We start from the raw sequence: 16,214 nt of genomic DNA on the forward strand, positions 1-16,214 counted from the left end.
GTCCATGGACACCCGTGACAGCCGCGTACCCGTTGACGGTCGTGAGGCACAGGGCGGCATCACCGTGCGGCGGGCGCTGGAGCTGCCCGGGCTGCGCGGCGGGCTGCCGGAGATCCTGGCCGGCGCCGACCGGCTGGAGCGGACCGTGCGCTGGGTGCACGCGGGCGAGGTCCCCAACATCGCCTCGCTCCTCAAGGGCGGCGAACTGCTGCTGACCACGGGCTACGGGCTCGGCACCCGCCCCGCCGACCAGCGGGCGTTCGTACGGACCCTGGCCGAGCGCGGTATCGCGGCGCTCGTCATCGAGCTGGGGCCGCGCTTCGCCCGCCTTCCCCCGGCCCTGGTGGACACGGCCCGCTCGGCCGGTCTCCCGCTCGTCCAACTGCACCGCGAGGTGGCGTTCGTGACGGTCACCGAGGAGATCCACACCGAGATCGTCAACGGCCACTACGCGCTCCTCCAGCAGGCGGAGGAGGTCCACCGGCGCTGCACCGAGGCGCTGCTCGGCGGTGGCGGGGTGCCCCAGGTCCTCGGCATCCTGGCCGGCTTCAGCCGCAACCCGGTCTTCCTGGAGACCGCGGACGGCCGGCTCCTGTACGCCGCGGGGGCCGGGCCCGCCGACACCGATCCGCTCCAGGTGTGGGAGGGGCTGCGGGACCGGCACCAGGACGAGCCGCCGGCCGGGACGGCCATCGTCGACGTGCCGGGCGGCGGTCCGGGCACGGGCTCGGTACGGGCCCGGCTGGTCCTGCTTCCGGTGAACGCCCCGCTGGCCCCCGTGCACCGGATGGCCGCCGAGCGGGCCGCCGGAGTCCTCGCCGTCGTCCTGATGCAGGCCCGGCAGGAGGAGGAGCTGGCGGCGCGCGGGCGCGGCGACTTCCTCACCGATCTCGCCGAGGGCCGTATCGGGGCGGAGGACGCCCCCGCGCAGGCCCGTGTGCTGGGCTTCAGGCCGGGCGGCGGGCCCCTGCTGCCGGTGGTGATGCGGCTCGCCGACGGTCTGTCACCGGGCGGTGGCTGGGCGGTGCTGGCCCGTGCGGTCGGCGAGGAGCTGGCCTTGGTGGGTGTCCCCGTCCTGCTGGGCGTGCGCCCGGTGGAGGGCCGTGTCCCGCTGCTGGTGGGCCTGCGTGAGGAGGCGGAGCGTCCGGCGGTGGCGGACAAGGTCGCGGCGGCGCTGCGGGCGGGCGTGGAGCGGGCAGGTCTGCAGCGGCCGGGCGGGCGGCCGCCCGTGGTGGTGGTCGGAGTGCCCGGCGGCTGGGCGGCCGCGTCGGCGGGGCTCAGACATGCGGCGGAGACGGCGACGGCGGCCCAGGGACTGGCCGACCGCCCCTGGTACGACGCCCGGCGGCTGGACATCGACCTGCTGCTGTGGCGGCTGCGCGAACACCCCGACCTGGCCGCCTTCGTGGACCGGGCGATCGGCCCCCTCCTCGACCACGACGGCCGCTCCAAGCCGCCGCTGCTGCCCACCCTCCAGACCTACCTCGCCCATGCGGGCCGCAAGGCGGAGACCGCCCGTGAGCTGCACCTGAATCGGCAGACCCTCTACAACCGCCTCGCCCGCATCGGCGAGTTGCTCGGCACCGACCTGGACGACCCGCAGACGGTGCTGGCGCTGAGCCTGGCGCTCAGGGCCCGCAGACATGTGCCGTAGCACGGCGCCTCGGGCGGGCCGGCGTCAGATGAGCGGCCGGAGGTCGGTCAACTCGTCGTAGACGCTGAGGACCTGGGCCACGGTCTCGTCCTCGGTCGGCCAGGTCGCGGCCTGCCGGGTGCCCCTGTCCCGCAGTTCCTCCCGCAGAGCGGGGTCCTTCAGCAGGTGCACGACGGCCTCGGCGAACGCCCCGGCGTCCCCGAGCGGGACGAGCGCGGCCGCGTCGCCCACGAGTTCGGGCACCGATCCGGCAGAGGCCGCGACGAGCGGCACGCGCGCGTGGAGCGCCTCCTGGGCGAGCACGGAGCGCGCCTCGGGGCGGCCGGGCAGCAGCACCAGGTCGGCGGCCGCGACCAGTTCGCCGATGTCGTCGCGCCGCCCGACGAGCCGTACGGGCAGTTCCTCGTCCTCGACGCGCCGCTGGAGGATGACCCGCTGCGGCCCCTCGCCGACGATCACGACGAGCGGCTCCGGGTCGAGCCCCCGCCATTCCCGGGCCGCGTCGAGCAGTGTGGCGTACCCCCGGTGGCGGTCGAGCGTGCCGGCGGCCATGAGCAACGGCCGGTCGGTGGCGCCGAGTTCGGCCCGGGTCTTGGCGCGGTGCCGGTCCGCGTCGTCGTCGTTCCGGCGGAGGGCGGGCGCGGAGACGGCGGCGAGCCGGGCGTCGCGCGCGCCGCGGCTGCGGGCGCGGTCGACGAGTTCGGAGGAGGTCCCGAGCACCACGGCGGCGGCCCTGGCGACCCGCCGCTCCAGCAGCCGGAGCAGATGGGCCCGCGCGCCCTCGGCGTGCGACCGGGTGTGCCAGGTGACCACGAGCGGGGTGCTCCGCCGGCCGAGCGCGAGGGTGGCGCGGAAGCCGGCGTGCAGGCCGTGCGCGTGCACCAGGTCCGCGTCAGCGCAGATGTTGCGCAGGGTGGCCACGGAGGCCGGGTCGCTGCTGCGGGGCACGTGGACGTGGCGGGCGCCGACACCCGTGAAGTCGTACACGCCTTCGGCCTCGTGGGGGGCGCAAACGGTGACCCGTACGCCCCGGGCGACGAGTCCCGAGGTCAGCGACCGCACATGCGCGCTGCTCACCGCGCTGCCGCCGCCGAGCACTTGCACGGTGCGCAGCGGCGACTGGCCGTGCGGTGAGTGGCTGCTCACGTGGCTCACGTGGCCGGGGCTCCTGGTTCGGGGTCGGACGGTCACGAAGAACGTACAGAAGGATCCGGCGGTGGGGGTGGACCGCGCGAGGCCGCTTCTGCGTGGTCTGCGTAGCACGTCTGGCTACGTCGTACCTGTCCAAGGATGCCAGGCCGTACGGGTGTTCCGGCACCGTCGGGCCTCACGAACGGCGAGGCTGTGGGCAACGCGACGCTCGACGTCACTCACACGAGTGAACTCCCGCACGAGGGTGCCCCTCTGTTTCACTTGCGCCCCGGTCCCAGGGGGAGCGTTGCCCGGAGCCGGCTCCGTCGTCGGGGACGAGGAGCGGCCGCGCTCTCGGTCGCGTCACCCCCACACCGTCGACCGGGCCATCTCGCTGACGCGGTCCCCGCACACGGCCGCGGCCACCACCGCCGCCGCGTGGGCGGCAAGCCCCGTCCGGCCGTCGGCCAGGACGGCGGCGCAGCCCAGGGCGGCGCCGAGAGCGTGGGCGCCGGTGTCGCCGAGCATCGTGCGCTCGGCGAGGTCGCCGGGGAGCACGGCCGCGGCGGCTCCCACGGTGGCCGCCGCCACCTCCCCGGCGGGCCCCTCGCGGAACACACCGGGCAGCGCGAGCAGGATCGCCGCGCCGGCCGCTCTCCCGGGCCGGACGTCGAGGAGGTTCACGAGGTGCGCGGCCCCGGCGATCACCACGCCGGCCAGCGCCTTGTCGAGCGCCCGCTCCTTCAGCAGCGCCCCGGCGACGAGCCCGGCGGCCGAGATCCCGAACAACTTCACCGCGCCACTGGTGACGTCGCCGTCCCGCAGCGCCGCCAGGTGCGCCCTGAACCCGCGCCTCGGGTCCCCGGCCCCGACGACGTCGTCGTACGCCCCGCACACCCCGGCGGCCAGCACGGCTATCCCGGCGGCGGGACATCGCCGGCCGCCCGCGAGCAGCGCGCCGAGCGCGGCTCCCGGCCCGGCGTGCAGGGCGACGGTCCGCCCTGCGTGGTTGGTGCGCTGCCAGCGGGCGGCGCCGCCGGGGGCCGTGGCCCGCAGGGCGGTGCCGCCCGCGCGGGCGGCGGCCGCGGCGAGGGCGAACGCGGCGGTCCTGCCCATGCTTCAGGCGGCCGCGGCGAGGGCGAACGCGGCGGTCCTGCCCATGCTTCAGGCGTCCGCGCGGGCCGCGGCCAGCAGTTCCTCGGCGTGCGCCCGCGCCGTCTCGGAGTCCTCCTGCCCGGCGAGCATGCGGGACAGCTCCCGCACCCGGTCCTCGCCCTCCAGGACCTTCACGCCGGACCGGGTCACCGACCCGTCGTTGGTCTTCTCCACCAGCAGCTGCCGGTCGGCAAAGGCGGCGACCTGCGGTAGGTGCGTGACGACCACGACCTGCGCCGACTTGGCGAGCCTGGCGAGCCGCCGCCCGATCTCGACGGCCGCCTTGCCGCCGACGCCGGCGTCGACCTCGTCGAAGAGGTATGTCGGCACGGGGTCCGTGCCGGCGAACACGACCTCGACGGCCAGCATCACCCGGGACAGTTCACCGCCCGAGGCACCCTTGGCGATCGGCCGCGGCGGCGCCCCGGGGTGGGGTGCGAGCAGCAGCTCCACCTCGTCGGCGCCGGACGGCCCGTACGCGACCGTGCGCCCGCCGACCTCGACGCCCTCGGGGTCCTCGGTCTGCCGGATCTCGAACGACACGCGTGCGTGCGGCATGGCGAGCGAGCCCAGCTCGGCGGTCACGGCGGCGGCGAACCGCTCCGCGGCCTCCTGCCGGGCGTCCGTCAGCGCCTGTGCGAGACCGCCCAGTTCGCTCCGCAGCGCGTCCCGCTCGGCGGTCAGCTCCTCGATGCGCTCGTCGTCGCCGTCGAGTTCGGTGAGCCGCTGGGCGCTCTGCTCGGCCCAGGCGAGCACGGCGGCGATGTCCTCGCCGTACTTCCGGGTGAGCGCGGTGAGGGCGGCCCGCCGCTCCTCCACGGCCGCGAGCCGCAGCGGATCGGCGTCCAGGTCGTCGGCGTATCCGGCCAGCTCGCCCGCGACGTCGCCCAGCAGGATGCCGATCTCCCCGATCCGGTCGGCGAGCGCGGCGAGCGCCGGGTCGTGCGAGCGCACGGCCTCCAGCGCCCGGTGGGCGCCCGCGACGAGCGTCGAGGCGTCGACGCCCTCGAGGTCCTCGGGATTGCCCGCGAGCGCGGCGTGCGCGGCCGTCGCGGCGGATGCCAGTGCCTCCGCGTGCCCCAGCCGCTCGGCCTCCTCGGCCAGCTCCACGTCCTCGCCGGCGCGCGGCTCGACGCCGGCGATCTCGTCGAGCCCGTAGCGCAGCAGGTCGGCTTCCTGGGCCCGCTCACGCGCCCGGGTGACGATCTCGTCGAGTTCGGCGGAGACGGCCCTCAGCCGCCGGTACGCCTCGCCGTACTTGGCGAGCGGCACGGCCACCGCGTCCCCGGCGTACCGGTCGAGCGCCGCCCGCTGCCGGGACAGCTTCAGCAGCCCCTGCTGGTCGGTCTGCCCGTGCACGGCCACCAGCTCGTCGGCCAGCTCCGCGAGGACGCCCACGGGGACGGAACGCCCTCCGAGGTGCGCCCGCGACCGTCCCTCGGCGGAAACGGTACGGCTGACCAGCAGCGCCCCGTCGTCGAGTTCGGCCCCGGCCTCCTCGGCCCGGACGACCGCCGAGGCGCCCTCGGGCATGGCGATCCGGCCCTCGACGACCGCGTTCTTGGCGCCGATCCGCACGAGCGCCGGGTCCGCCCTGCCGCCGAGCAGCAGACCGAGACTGGTGACCACCATGGTCTTGCCCGCGCCCGTCTCACCCGTCACGGCGGTGAAGCCGGGTGACAGCTCGACGACCGCGTCGTCGATGACTCCGAGCGACCGTATCCGCATCTCCTCCAACACGGACAAGACCATACGAGGTCGGGGGAGGGAAGTGCGACGCCCCCCGTCCCCGATGTCACTCCGGCGAGCTACAGCGCACCGAAAGAGCCGCGGGGAACCGCGGGCGACCACGGCGAACCCTCAGCCGCCGAAGGCCGCCCGCGCCCCCTGGGCCGTCAGTGCCGAGCCCCCCGCCACCCGGAGACGGGCAGGGCGAACTTCGCCACCAGCCGGTCCGTGAACGACGCGTGGTGCAGCCGGGCCAGCCGCACCGGCACGGCCCCCCGCCGCACCTCGACCCGGGCCCCCGGCGGCAACTCGACCGTCCGCCGCCCGTCGCACCACAGGACCCCGGGCGGGATGTGCGGCAGCACCTCCACCGCGAGCACGGAGTCCGGCGACGTCACGAGCGGCTTGGCGAACAGCGCGTGCGCGCTGATCGGCACCATCAGCAGCGCCTCGACCTCGGGCCACACGACGGGCCCGCCGGCGGAGAAGGCGTAGGCGGTCGACCCGGTCGGCGTGGACAGCACGATGCCGTCGCACCCGAACCCGGTGACCGGCCGGCCGTCGATCTCCAGGACGACCTCGAGCAGCTTCTCGGCGCCCGCCTTCTGCACGGCCGCCTCGTTGAGCGCCCAGTCCGTGTGGACGATGTCGCCGTTCCGGTGCACGACGACGTCGACGGTCATCCGCTCCTCGACCTCGTAGGCCTTGGTCACGACGCGGTCGACAACCTTGTCGAGGTCGTCGCGCTCGGCCTCCGCGAGGAACCCGACGCTGCCGAGGTTGACGCCGAGCATCGGCACCCCGGAGGCGCGGGCGAACTCCGCGCCGCGCAGCAGCGTGCCGTCACCGCCGAGGACGATGAGCAGCTCGCACCCGTCGAGGCACTGCGGGGTCGCCTCCTTGACCAGCTCCACCTCTTCGGGGAGCGGGATGTCCTCCGCCTCGGCCTCCAGTACGCGCACGCCGAGCCCGTGGTGGAGCAGACCCTTCACCACGAGTTCCGCACTGCGGATGGCCGCCGGCCGCCCGGTGTGGGTCAGCAGGAAGACGGTTCGAGTTCGGTCCAGAGTCACCGCGGCCCCTCCGCAACTGCTCGGTCGACGTCGGCCGGGTCCAGTGCGGGTGCCCCGGCACGCAGCCACAGAAAGTACTCGACGTTGCCCGAGGGCCCGGGCAGCGGACTAGCCGTCACGCCCTGTACCCCGAGCCCCAGCTCACCGGCCCGCCGCGCCACCCCGCACACCGCTTCGGCGCGCAGCTCCGGACTCCTCACGACTCCCCCGCTGCCCAGCCGCTCCTTCCCCACCTCGAACTGCGGTTTGACCATCATCACCAGATCGGCGTCCGGCTTCACGCACCGCACCAGGGCGGGCAGTACCAGGCCGAGCGGGATGAAGGACAGATCCCCCACGACAAGATCCACAGGCTCCCCATCGATCGCTTCGAGCGTCAACTCGCGTACGTTCGTACGGTCCTTGACGGTGACGCGTTCATCGCTCCGCAGAGTCCAGGCGAGTTGTCCGTATCCGACGTCGACGGCGACGACGTGGGCGGCGCCGGCCCGCAGCAGCACGTCGGTGAAGCCGCCGGTGGAGGCCCCGGCGTCCAGCGCCCGCCGCCCCTTGACGGCCAGGCCCCGCGGGACGAACGCCTCCAGCGCTCCGGCGAGCTTGTGGCCGCCGCGCGACACGTACTCGGGGTCGCCGTCGTCGCTCGCGACGACGATTGCGGCCGCGGTCTCCACCTGGGTGGCGGGCTTGGTCGCGACGGTCTTGCCGACGGTGACCCGCCCGGCGGCGATCAGCTGGCTCGCGTGCTCACGCGAGCGCGCGAGCTTCCGCCGGACCAACTCGGCGTCGAGACGGCGTCGTGCCACACCTGCCACGTTCGGTTCAGCTCCTATTGCCGTACGTCTTCGGGGGCGCCGGAGGTCCCGGGCGGGCGTCGAGCGCGGTGAGCGCGTCGCGCAGCCCCCGGTGTACATCCTCGTACACCTCGACATGGCCGTCGGTGGCCAGGTGGTCGGCGTCGGCCAGCCGGTCCAGGGCGGCGTCGACGTCCGCGTGGCCGGTGGCGGTGCGGAGCACGTTCAGCGGGGCCGGGGCGGCGGGGTCGTACTCGGGCTCGACGACCGCGTCGGCCGTCTCCTCCCCCGCCGTGGCCTCGGGCACAGAGTCGCTCATGACCCGACGCTACCGCGAAGCCCTGGGGTACCGTCGGTCGCGATGGCAACGATTGAGGAGTGCCGCGCCGCGCTCGAAAAGCTTTCGGACAACATGGCAGGCGCCGATGGACACGTGCGCGAGGCGACGAACCTCGACCGCTCGGTGAGCTGCCACATCAAGGACCTCGACATCACCTTCCTGGGCCGGATGCGCGACGGCCGGATCGAGGTGCACGACACCCTTGAGGGCCCCCCGCCCGGGAAGGCCGAGATCCGGCTCGCCATGACGGGCGACGACCTGGTGGCCCTCGTCCACGGCGAACTGCACTTCGCCAGGGCCTGGGGTTCGGGCCGGGTGAAGCTGGAGGCGGCCTTCCGGGACCTGCTCCAGCTCAGGAAGCTTCTGTAGCGGCCATCTGCGCCTCCGCCGCGGCGACCTCGTCGCGGCCCCCGACGCCGGTCCGTGCCCTCCGTGCCGCCGGCACCACCAGCGGCGTCCCCGTCTCCGGGTCGTCGATGACCTGGCAGCGCAGCCCGAAGACCTCCTCGACCAGCTCCGCCGTGACGATGTCGCGGGGCGCGCCCTCGGCGACGACCTCGCCGCCGCGCAGGGCGATGAGATGGGTGGCGTACCGGGCGGCGTGGTTGAGGTCGTGCAGCACGGCGACGAGCGTGCGGCCCTGTTCCTCGTGCAGCTCGGCGCACAGGTCCAGCACGTCGATCTGGTGCTGGATGTCCAGGTAGGTGGTCGGCTCGTCGAGGAGCAGCAGCGGGGTCTGCTGGGCGAGGGCCATGGCGATCCACACGCGCTGGCGCTGGCCGCCGGAGAGCTCGTCGACGTAGCGGCCGGCCAGCTCGGCGACGCCGGTGGACTCCATCGACTCCCGGACGATCCGCTCGTCCTCGGCCGACCACTGTCGCAGCAGCCCCTGGTGCGGGTAGCGGCCGCGGCCCACCAGGTCACCGACCGTGATGCCGTCGGGCGCGATCGACGACTGGGGCAGCAGCCCGAGCGTCCGGGCGACCTTCTTCGCGGGCATCGACTGGATGACCTGCCCGTCGAGCAGCACCCGCCCCTGGGACGGCTTCAGCATCCGGGACAGGGCCCGCAGCAGCGTGGACTTGCCGCAGGCGTTGGGGCCGACGATCACGGTGAACGAGTTGTCGGGGATCTCCACCGACAGCTGCTCGGCGATGACCCGCTGGTCATAGGCGAGGGTGACGTTCTCGGCGGACAGGCGGTTCACAGTGCTCCTCTTGTCGTTCTCGTTCGCCGACCCCGCCGACCTCACCGACGGGCTCGGCTCGGGGCGGCTCATATCCGCCCGGCCTTCCGCTCCGTGACCAGCAGCCACAGCAGATAGACACCGCCGAGGACGCCGGTGACGACGCCGACGGGCAGCTGGTCGGCGCCGAAGGCCCGCTGGGAGGCCAAGTCCGCGACGATCAGCAGGGCCGCGCCCATGCACATCGAGGGCACCAGGTTCGGGCCCGGGGACCGGGTCAGCCGCTTGGCGAGCTGGGGGGCGGTGAGGGCGACGAAGCCGACGGGTCCGGCGGCCGCGGTGGCCCCGGCGGTGAGCAGCACGGCCGACACCATCAGCAGCATCCGCACCCGCTCGACGCGCACCCCGAGGGCGTACGACACGTCGTCGCCCATCTCCGTCATCCGCAGGCCCCGCGCGTTGGCGAGCACCGTCGGCACGAGGACCGCGCACATGACCAGCAGCGGCCAGACCTGCTCCCAGTCACGCCCGTTGAGCGATCCGGTCATCCACACGACCGCCCGCGCCGCGTCGACGATGTCGGCCTTCGTGATCAGATAACCGTTGACCGCCGTGACGATCGCCGAGACGCCGATACCGACGAGCACCAGCCGGTAGCCGTGCACGCCCCGCTTCCAGGCCAGCAGGTAGATGGCGAAACCGGTGACCAGACCGCCGCCGAGCGCTCCGAGGGCGACCTGGTCGGCGTCCCCGGAGAACAGCACGATCACGACCAGCGCTCCGGCCGTGGCGCCCTGCGAGAGACCGAGGATGTCGGGACTGCCCAGCGGATTGCGGGAGATGGACTGGAACAGCGCCCCGCCCAGCCCGAGCGAGGCCCCGACCAGCAGCCCGACCAGGACCCGTGGCAGCCGCAGGTCGTTGATGACGAGTTCCTGGCTGGGGTCGCCGTTGCCGAGCAGCGTCCTGATGACGGCGCCGGCCGGGATGGGGAAGTCGCCGGTGCCGATCAGCACGACACTCGCGGCGAGGGCCGCGAGCAGCAGCAGGGCGACGACGACACACGCCCGTACGTCGAGGCGCACCGAGAGGCCGCCGGGTGACCGCAGCGCGCGGTTGTGTACGGCGGGCTTGCTCATGACCTGCGACTTCACAGTTGCGTCGTCCTCCGCCGTCGTACGAGAAAGATGAAGACCGGCCCGCCGAGGATCGCGGTCACGATGCCGACCTGGAGTTCCGCGGGCCGGGCCACCACCCGGCCGATGACATCGGCACCGAGCAGCAGCACGGGCGACAGGACGGTCGCGTACGGCAGGATCCAGCGCAGGTCCGGGCCGGTGAAGGAGCGGACGACGTGCGGGACCATCAGCCCGACGAACACGATCGGTCCGCAGGCGGCGGTTGCGGCCCCGCACAGCACGGTCGCGGCGGCCATGGAGAGCGCCCGGGTGCGGTTGAGGTTCGCGCCGAGGGCGCGGGCGGTGTCGTCGCCCATGGCCATCGCGTTCAGCGGCCGGGCGAGCAGCAGGGCGACGACCGTGCCGACCGCGATGAACGGCAGCACCTGTTCGATCGTCTCGTCGGTGGCCGAGGCCAGCGAACCCACCGTCCAGAAGCGCATCTTGGACAGCGCGGCGTCATCCATGATCATCACGGCCTGGAGATAGCCGTACAGCGCTGCGCTGATCGCCGTACCGGCCAGCGCGAGCCGCACCGGGGTCGCGGCCCGGCTGCCGCCGAGGAACCACACCAGCGTCCCGACGGCCGCCGCCCCGAGGAACGCGAACCACACGTACCCGGTCAGCGAGGTGACGCCGAAGTAGGTGATGGCGGTGACGACCGACGCGGACGCGCCCGCGCTGATGCCGAGCAGCCCCGGGTCGGCCAGCGGGTTCCGGGTGAGCGCCTGGAGGACGGCCCCGGCCAGGCCGAGCGCGGCCCCGGCGAGCAGCCCGAGCAGGGTGCGCGAGATCCGCTCCCCGACGACGACGTCACCGTACGTCCCCGTGTCCTCGAACAGGCCGTGCCAGACCTGCCCGAGCGGCAGCTCCTTCGCGCCGATCGCGATACTCGCGAGCGCGACGAGGGTCAGCACTCCGAGGGACACGAGGAGCCCGACGGCACGTAGGGCTGCCCTGCGGTTCGGGGGCGCGGGGGCGGCCTCCGCGCGCGGTTCGGGGGGACTCTCGACCAACACCCGGTTAGGTTAGCCTATCCTCCCCTTTCGGTTCGATGCCGCCCTCGGGACGTCCGCGGGGAATCCTCACCACGCTGCGGGGCGCCTCACAACCCGAGTCGTGCCAGTGCCTTCTCCCCGTCCAGCTCGCACGAGCCGTCACCGGCAGCCGTCCAGGCCGCCGCGCACAGCGCCCGCAGTCCGTCGAGCGCCTCACCCTCGCCGTCGAGTCGCAGCTCCTCGCTCCCGGCCGTCGCCGTCCAGCCTCCGCACCGGAAGCCCGCGCCGTCCGCCACGACGTCCGGCTGCCCGGTGAGCAGCCCCCGGAGGTCGGCGTCGACGTAGGTGGGCCGGTGCCGGGGCGGCGCGGCCAGCAGCTGGGCGCCGTCGGTCACCCCGGTCAGGACGAGCAGCGAGTCGACCTCCCCGTTGAACGCGCCCTCGATGTCCGTGTCCAGCCGGTCCCCGACCACCAACGGCCGCCGGGCGCCGGTCCGCAGGATGGTCTCCCGGTGCATCGGCGGCAGCGGCTTGCCCGCCACCTGCGGCTCGGCACCGGTGGCGATCCGTACGACCTGCACGGCCGCACCGTTCCCCGGCGCGATGCCCCGCGCGCTCGGGATCGTCAGGTCGGTGTTGGACGCGAACCACGGAAGCCCGCGCGCGATGGCGTAACTCGCTTCGGCGAACCGCCCCCAGGGCAGCTCGGGACCGCCGTAGCCCTGAACGACGGCGGCCGGATCGTCGTCGGCCGACTCGACCGGCTCCAGCCCCCGTTCGCGCAGCGCGACCCGCAGCCCGTCACCGCCGATGACGAGCACCCGCGCGCCGGCCGGCAGCTGTTCGCCGATCAGCCGGGCCACGGCCTGCGCCGACGTGATGACGTCCCCGCCCTTGGTCGGTATCCCCAGCTCGGTGAGGTGCTCGGCCACGGCGTCCGGCGTCCGCAGCGCGTTGTTCGTGACGTACGCCAGGTGCATACCGCCCTCGCGGGCAGTACCGAGGGACTCGACGGCGTGCGCGATCGCGCTGCCGCCCGCGTACACCACCCCGTCCAGATCGAGCAGCGCCGTGTCGTACGCCTCGTTCAGGGCCTGCCCACTGCCGTCGGGCCGTGTCCTGACTGCCTGGCTCATTGCCCACCGCTCCTCGCTCGACCGGTGCGCGCTCGCGCACCCACCCGGTCGTCCATCGGTCCGATCGCTTCACCCGATCATCGCGCATGGCACCGGCACACATACGATGCACCAATGAAGAACGCAGGTCCCGCGGAGGAGATCCCGGCGCGCAGCGGCCTCGAACTGGCCCCGTTCCGGGGCCTTCGCTACGACCCCGACCGGGTCGGCAGCCTGGCCGCCGTGACATCCCCACCGTACGACGTGGTCGTACGGCCGGACGGTCTGCTCCACCTCGAATCCGCCGACCCGCACAACATCGTCCGCCTGATCCTTCCCCAGGCCGGTACCCCGACCGCCAGGAACGAGCAGGCGGCGCAGACGCTGCGCCGCTGGCTCGACGAGGGCGTCCTGGCCCCCGACGCCCGTCCCGGCCTCTACGTCTACGAGCAGGCGGACGGCACCATCCTCCAGCGGGGCCTGATCGGCGCGCTGCGCCTGTCGGAGCCCGCCGACGGCGTGGTCCTCCCCCACGAGGACGTCATACCCCATGTCATCGCGGACCGCGCGGCCTTGATGCGTGCGACCTCCACCAACATGGAACCCCTGCTCCTGACGTACCGGGGCAACGGCTCCTCCGCCGGCGCGACCGCAGTGGTCGAACGGACCGTCGAAGGTCCCCCGCTCCTCTCCACGGTCACCGAGGACGGCTTCAGCCACCGCCTGTGGGCGGTCACCGAGCCCGGCGACCTGGCCGAGATCCAGTCGGACCTCGCCCACCACCAGGCCCTCATAGCCGACGGCCACCACCGCTGGGCGACCTATCTGCGCCTGCGCACCGAGCATCCCTCCCCGAGCCCCTGGGACTACGGCCTGGTCCTCCTGGTGGACACGGCCCGCTACCCCCTCCGCGTCCGCGCGATCCACCGGCTCCTCCACGGGCTTCCCGTCTCCGACGCGTTGACCGCCCTGGACGGCCTCTTCCGCGTACGGCGCCTCGAAGTCCCGCTCCCCGAGGCCCTCCAGTCCCTGGCGGACGCGGCCGGCGAGGGCAACGCCTTTCTCCTCGCCGGCGACGGCGCCTTCCATCTCGTCGACCGCCCGGACCCGGACCTCCTCGCCCGTACGGTCCCCACCGACCGCCCGGCCGCCTGGCGCTCGCTCGACGCGACGGTCCTGCACGCCACGCTCCTGCGTCATGTCTGGCGGATCCCCGAGGACTCCCCCGCGCATGTGGCGTACATCCACGACACGGCCGCCACGGTCGAGAAGGCCGAACGTGACGGCGGCACGGCCGTGCTGATGCACCCGGTCCGCGAGGAGGTCGTACGCGACCTGGCCCGCCAGGGCGTCACCATGCCCCGCAAGTCGACGTCGTTCGGCCCGAAGCCGGCGTCGGGCCTGGTCCTGCGCGCCCTGAACCTCTAGGGCCACACGCCCTCCGGGTCCACAGGAAGGGGGCGGGATCCCGCGTACGGATCCCGCCCCCTTCCTGTGCTTCTACGAGCCGACGTCAGCCCTTGTCGGCCTCGCGGTCCGCGCCGCCCTCGGCGTCTTCGGCGCCTTCGGGGTCTTCGGGGTTCTTGACCGCCTCGACGTCCGCGACGGCCTCGCTCTCCTCCACGACGACGTCCTCGTCCACGGCGGTCGTCAGGTCACGGGGCTCGGTGTCCTCCACGGGCGGGGCCTGGCCGTGGTCCTCCTGCTCGTCCTGGTCCTCGACCTCGACGAGGGCGTCGACGAACTCGACACCGTCGAGCTCGGCCAGCCGGTCCGAGGCGTCCGTGCTGCCGTCCTTGTCGGCCTCGACGGCCTTGGCGAACCACTCCCGCGCCTCGCCGTCACGGCCTGCGGCGAGCAGCGCGTCGGCGTACGCGTACCGCAGCCTCGCGGTCCACGGCTGTACGGAGTTGGAGGCCAGCTCGGGGCTCTGCAGGGTCACGATGGCCGCGTCGAGCTGCCCCATGTCCCGCCGTGCGCCGGCTGCCACGAGCCGCATCTCGACCTGACCGGCCTTGTCCAGCTTGTGCACCTCGGGTGCCCCGGCCATGTCGAGCGTCTTCTCGGGCCGCCCGAGACCACGTTCACAGTCCGCCATGACGGGCCACAGGTCCACGCTGCCCGTCATCCGCCGCGCGGCCCGGAACTCGGCGAGCGCCTCGCTGTACTTCTGGTTGGCGTAAGCGGCGAAGCCGGCCGCCTCCCGTACGGCGGCGACACGCGACGCCAGCCGCAGGGCGACCCTGGAGTAGCCGTACGCACCCTCCGGGTCCTCGTCGATGAGCCGGGCGACCATCACCAGGTTCCTGGCGACATCGTCCGCGAGCGTCTTGGGCAGACTCTGCAGTTCCTGCCGTACGTCCTTGTCGATCTCCTCGCCGGTGACGTCCTCGGGAATCGGCAGCCGCTTGATCGGCTCACGCTCCCGGTCACGGTCCCGCTCGTCCCGGAAGCGTCCGCCGCCACGGCGGTCGTCCCGCCGGTCGTCCCGCCCACGGAAGCCACCGGGCCGACCGCCCCGGTCGTCACGCCGGGGGCCACGCCCACGGTCGTCATGCCCGCGGTCGTCCCGTCCACGGAACCCGCCGCGCTCGCCGCCACGGCTGTCGTCACGGCGGAAGCCGCCGCGGTCGTCGTCACGGCGGTACGAGGGACGGTCACCTTCGCGACGCTCACCACGGTCGTCCCGGCGGTCATCGCGACGGTCGTCACGGCGGAAAGGCGCCCTGTCGCCGTCCCTGCGGTCGTCACGCCGGAAGTCGTCACGCCGGTCGTCACGACGGAATGCCGGACGGCCACCGCGGTCGTCCCCACGACGGTCGTCCCCACGACGGTCGTCGCGCCCGCGGTCGTCACGCCCACGGAACCCGCCGCGGTCGTCCCCACGGCTGTCGTCACGGCGGAAGCCACCGCGCTCGCCGCCACGGCTGTCGTCACGGCGGAAGCCACCGCGCTCGCCGCCACGGCTGTCGTCACGGCGGAAGCCACCGCGGTCGTCGTCACGGCGGTACGAGGGACGGTCGCCCTCGCGACGCTCACCACGGTCGTCCCGGCGATCGTCTCGGCGGAAGCCCCGGTCGCGGTCGTCCCTGCGGAAGCCACCACGGTCTCCGCTGTCACGCCGGTCGTCGCGTCGATCGTCGCGTCGATCGTCCCTGCGGTCGTCTCGCCGGAAGGCGGGACGGTCGTCGCGGCGGCCGTAACCGCCCCGGTCGTCGTCTCGCCGGTCATCTCGGCGGAAGGCAGGACGGTCGCCGTCGCGCCGGAAGCCACGGTCCCGGTCGTCGCGTCGTGGCCCGCCAGGACGGTCGTCGCGGCGGAAACCGGGGCGAGGCCCGCGGTCGCCTTCGCGGCGGTCGTCACGACGGTCGTCGCGCCCGCGGTCGTCGCGTCCTCGGAACCCGCCGCGCTCGCCGCCACGACTGTCGTCACGACGGAAGCCGCCGCGGTCTCCCCGGTCGTTGCGGTCGTCACGGCGGAACCCACCGCGATCGTCCCTCCGACCGAAGCCACCACGGTCGTTGTCGCGTCGGTCGTTGTCCCGGCGCGGGCCACCGCGGTAGCCACCACGGTCACCACTGTCCCGTCGCCGCTGATCGCGCTCCGGTCGGTCGTCGGGAGAGTTGGTGGACATGGTGACTCCTGTCTTCGGTACCGCAAGTCATTCTCGCGCAGCCGGGTACCCGGCGCGCTCCGGGCTGTGCTTGTCCCGGAACAAAAAAAGGACCCCTGGTCCCAGCTGTACGCTGGTGACCAGGGGTCCTTTCAAAGATTGTTCGGCGGCGTCCTACTCTCCCACAGGGTCCCCCCTGCAGTACCATCGGCGCTGTAAGGCTTAGCTTCCGGGTTCGGAATGTAACCGGGC

Annotated in this window: 15 protein-coding genes and 1 rRNA gene; 3 read left to right on the forward strand and 13 right to left on the reverse strand. The window is 73.7% G+C overall.

The window, feature by feature from the left end; translation table 11 throughout:
• Positions 1–4 precede the first annotated feature (4 nt).
• On the forward strand, positions 5–1,654 hold the full coding sequence (locus tag AC067N_RS23595) for a PucR family transcriptional regulator (protein WP_478680847.1): 1,650 nt from the start codon (positions 5–7) through the stop codon (positions 1,652–1,654).
• Positions 1,655–1,678: 24 nt separating this feature from the next.
• Here the strand turns inward: AC067N_RS23595 and AC067N_RS23600 are convergent, their stop codons facing one another.
• From AC067N_RS23600 to AC067N_RS23625, 6 genes are all read right to left on the reverse strand, one after another.
• Entirely contained in the window at positions 1,679–2,809 is a 1,131-nt protein-coding gene (locus AC067N_RS23600) for a glycosyltransferase family 4 protein (protein ID WP_478680848.1), read from the reverse strand.
• A gap of 339 nt (positions 2,810–3,148) precedes the next feature.
• On the reverse strand, positions 3,149–3,901 hold the full coding sequence (locus AC067N_RS23605) for a hypothetical protein (RefSeq protein ID WP_478680849.1): 753 nt from the start codon (positions 3,899–3,901) through the stop codon (positions 3,149–3,151).
• 48 nt (positions 3,902–3,949) lie between these two features.
• Positions 3,950–5,692 (reverse strand): DNA repair protein RecN, encoded by a 1,743-nt coding sequence (gene recN / locus AC067N_RS23610; protein ID WP_478680850.1) that lies wholly within the window; start codon positions 5,690–5,692, stop codon positions 3,950–3,952.
• Positions 5,693–5,835: 143 nt separating this feature from the next.
• Positions 5,836–6,741, reverse strand: a complete 906-nt coding sequence (locus AC067N_RS23615) for an NAD kinase (protein ID WP_468099930.1) — start codon at positions 6,739–6,741, stop codon at positions 5,836–5,838.
• Complete coding sequence (locus tag AC067N_RS23620; RefSeq protein ID WP_478680851.1) at positions 6,738–7,553, reverse strand: TlyA family RNA methyltransferase; 816 nt, start codon at positions 7,551–7,553, stop codon at positions 6,738–6,740. The genes AC067N_RS23615 and AC067N_RS23620 overlap by 4 nt, the downstream gene beginning before the upstream one ends.
• Positions 7,554–7,560: 7 nt before the next feature.
• Positions 7,561–7,851, reverse strand: a complete 291-nt coding sequence (locus AC067N_RS23625) for a hypothetical protein (RefSeq protein WP_478680852.1) — start codon at positions 7,849–7,851, stop codon at positions 7,561–7,563.
• 42 nt (positions 7,852–7,893) lie between these two features.
• Here AC067N_RS23625 and AC067N_RS23630 point away from each other — a divergent pair, with 42 nt between their 5' ends.
• Positions 7,894–8,241: a sterol-binding protein gene (locus AC067N_RS23630; RefSeq protein WP_478680853.1), complete on the forward strand. Its 348-nt coding sequence runs from the start codon at positions 7,894–7,896 to the stop codon at positions 8,239–8,241.
• Here the strand turns inward: AC067N_RS23630 and AC067N_RS23635 are convergent.
• The 4 genes from AC067N_RS23635 to AC067N_RS23650 all read right to left on the reverse strand — a co-directional run bounded on the left by AC067N_RS23635 (position 8,225) and on the right by AC067N_RS23650 (position 12,370).
• Entirely contained in the window at positions 8,225–9,151 is a 927-nt protein-coding gene (locus AC067N_RS23635) for an ABC transporter ATP-binding protein (protein ID WP_478680854.1), read from the reverse strand. The two genes, AC067N_RS23630 and AC067N_RS23635, sit on opposite strands and share 17 nt — an antisense overlap.
• Positions 9,148–10,197 (reverse strand): FecCD family ABC transporter permease, encoded by a 1,050-nt coding sequence (locus tag AC067N_RS23640; RefSeq protein WP_478680855.1) that lies wholly within the window; start codon positions 10,195–10,197, stop codon positions 9,148–9,150. Before AC067N_RS23640 ends, AC067N_RS23635 begins: the two co-directional genes overlap by 4 nt.
• 11 nt (positions 10,198–10,208) lie before the next feature.
• Complete coding sequence (locus AC067N_RS23645; protein ID WP_478680856.1) at positions 10,209–11,255, reverse strand: FecCD family ABC transporter permease; 1,047 nt, start codon at positions 11,253–11,255, stop codon at positions 10,209–10,211.
• Positions 11,256–11,341: 86 nt separating this feature from the next.
• Positions 11,342–12,370, reverse strand: a complete 1,029-nt coding sequence (locus AC067N_RS23650) for an HAD hydrolase-like protein (protein WP_478680857.1) — start codon at positions 12,368–12,370, stop codon at positions 11,342–11,344.
• 114 nt (positions 12,371–12,484) lie between these two features.
• Here AC067N_RS23650 and AC067N_RS23655 point away from each other — a divergent pair, with 114 nt between their 5' ends.
• Positions 12,485–13,777, forward strand: coding sequence for a DUF1015 domain-containing protein (locus AC067N_RS23655; RefSeq protein ID WP_478680858.1), 1,293 nt, complete (start codon positions 12,485–12,487; stop codon positions 13,775–13,777).
• A gap of 85 nt (positions 13,778–13,862) precedes the next feature.
• Here the strand turns inward: AC067N_RS23655 and AC067N_RS23660 are convergent, their stop codons facing one another.
• From AC067N_RS23660 to rrf, 3 genes are all read right to left on the reverse strand, one after another.
• Complete coding sequence (locus tag AC067N_RS23660; protein WP_478680873.1) at positions 13,863–14,753, reverse strand: tetratricopeptide repeat protein; 891 nt, start codon at positions 14,751–14,753, stop codon at positions 13,863–13,865.
• Positions 14,645–15,928 carry a hypothetical protein gene (locus AC067N_RS23665; RefSeq protein WP_478680874.1) on the reverse strand — a complete coding sequence of 428 codons (1,284 nt, stop codon included), beginning with the start codon at positions 15,926–15,928 and terminating at the stop codon, positions 14,645–14,647. The genes AC067N_RS23660 and AC067N_RS23665 overlap by 109 nt, the downstream gene beginning before the upstream one ends.
• A gap of 195 nt (positions 15,929–16,123) precedes the next feature.
• Positions 16,124–16,214: ribosomal RNA gene (rrf, locus tag AC067N_RS23670) — 5S ribosomal RNA — on the reverse strand; the annotation flags it as partial.

The sequence above is a fragment of the Streptomyces sp. NPDC042364 genome (assembly GCF_056437585.1).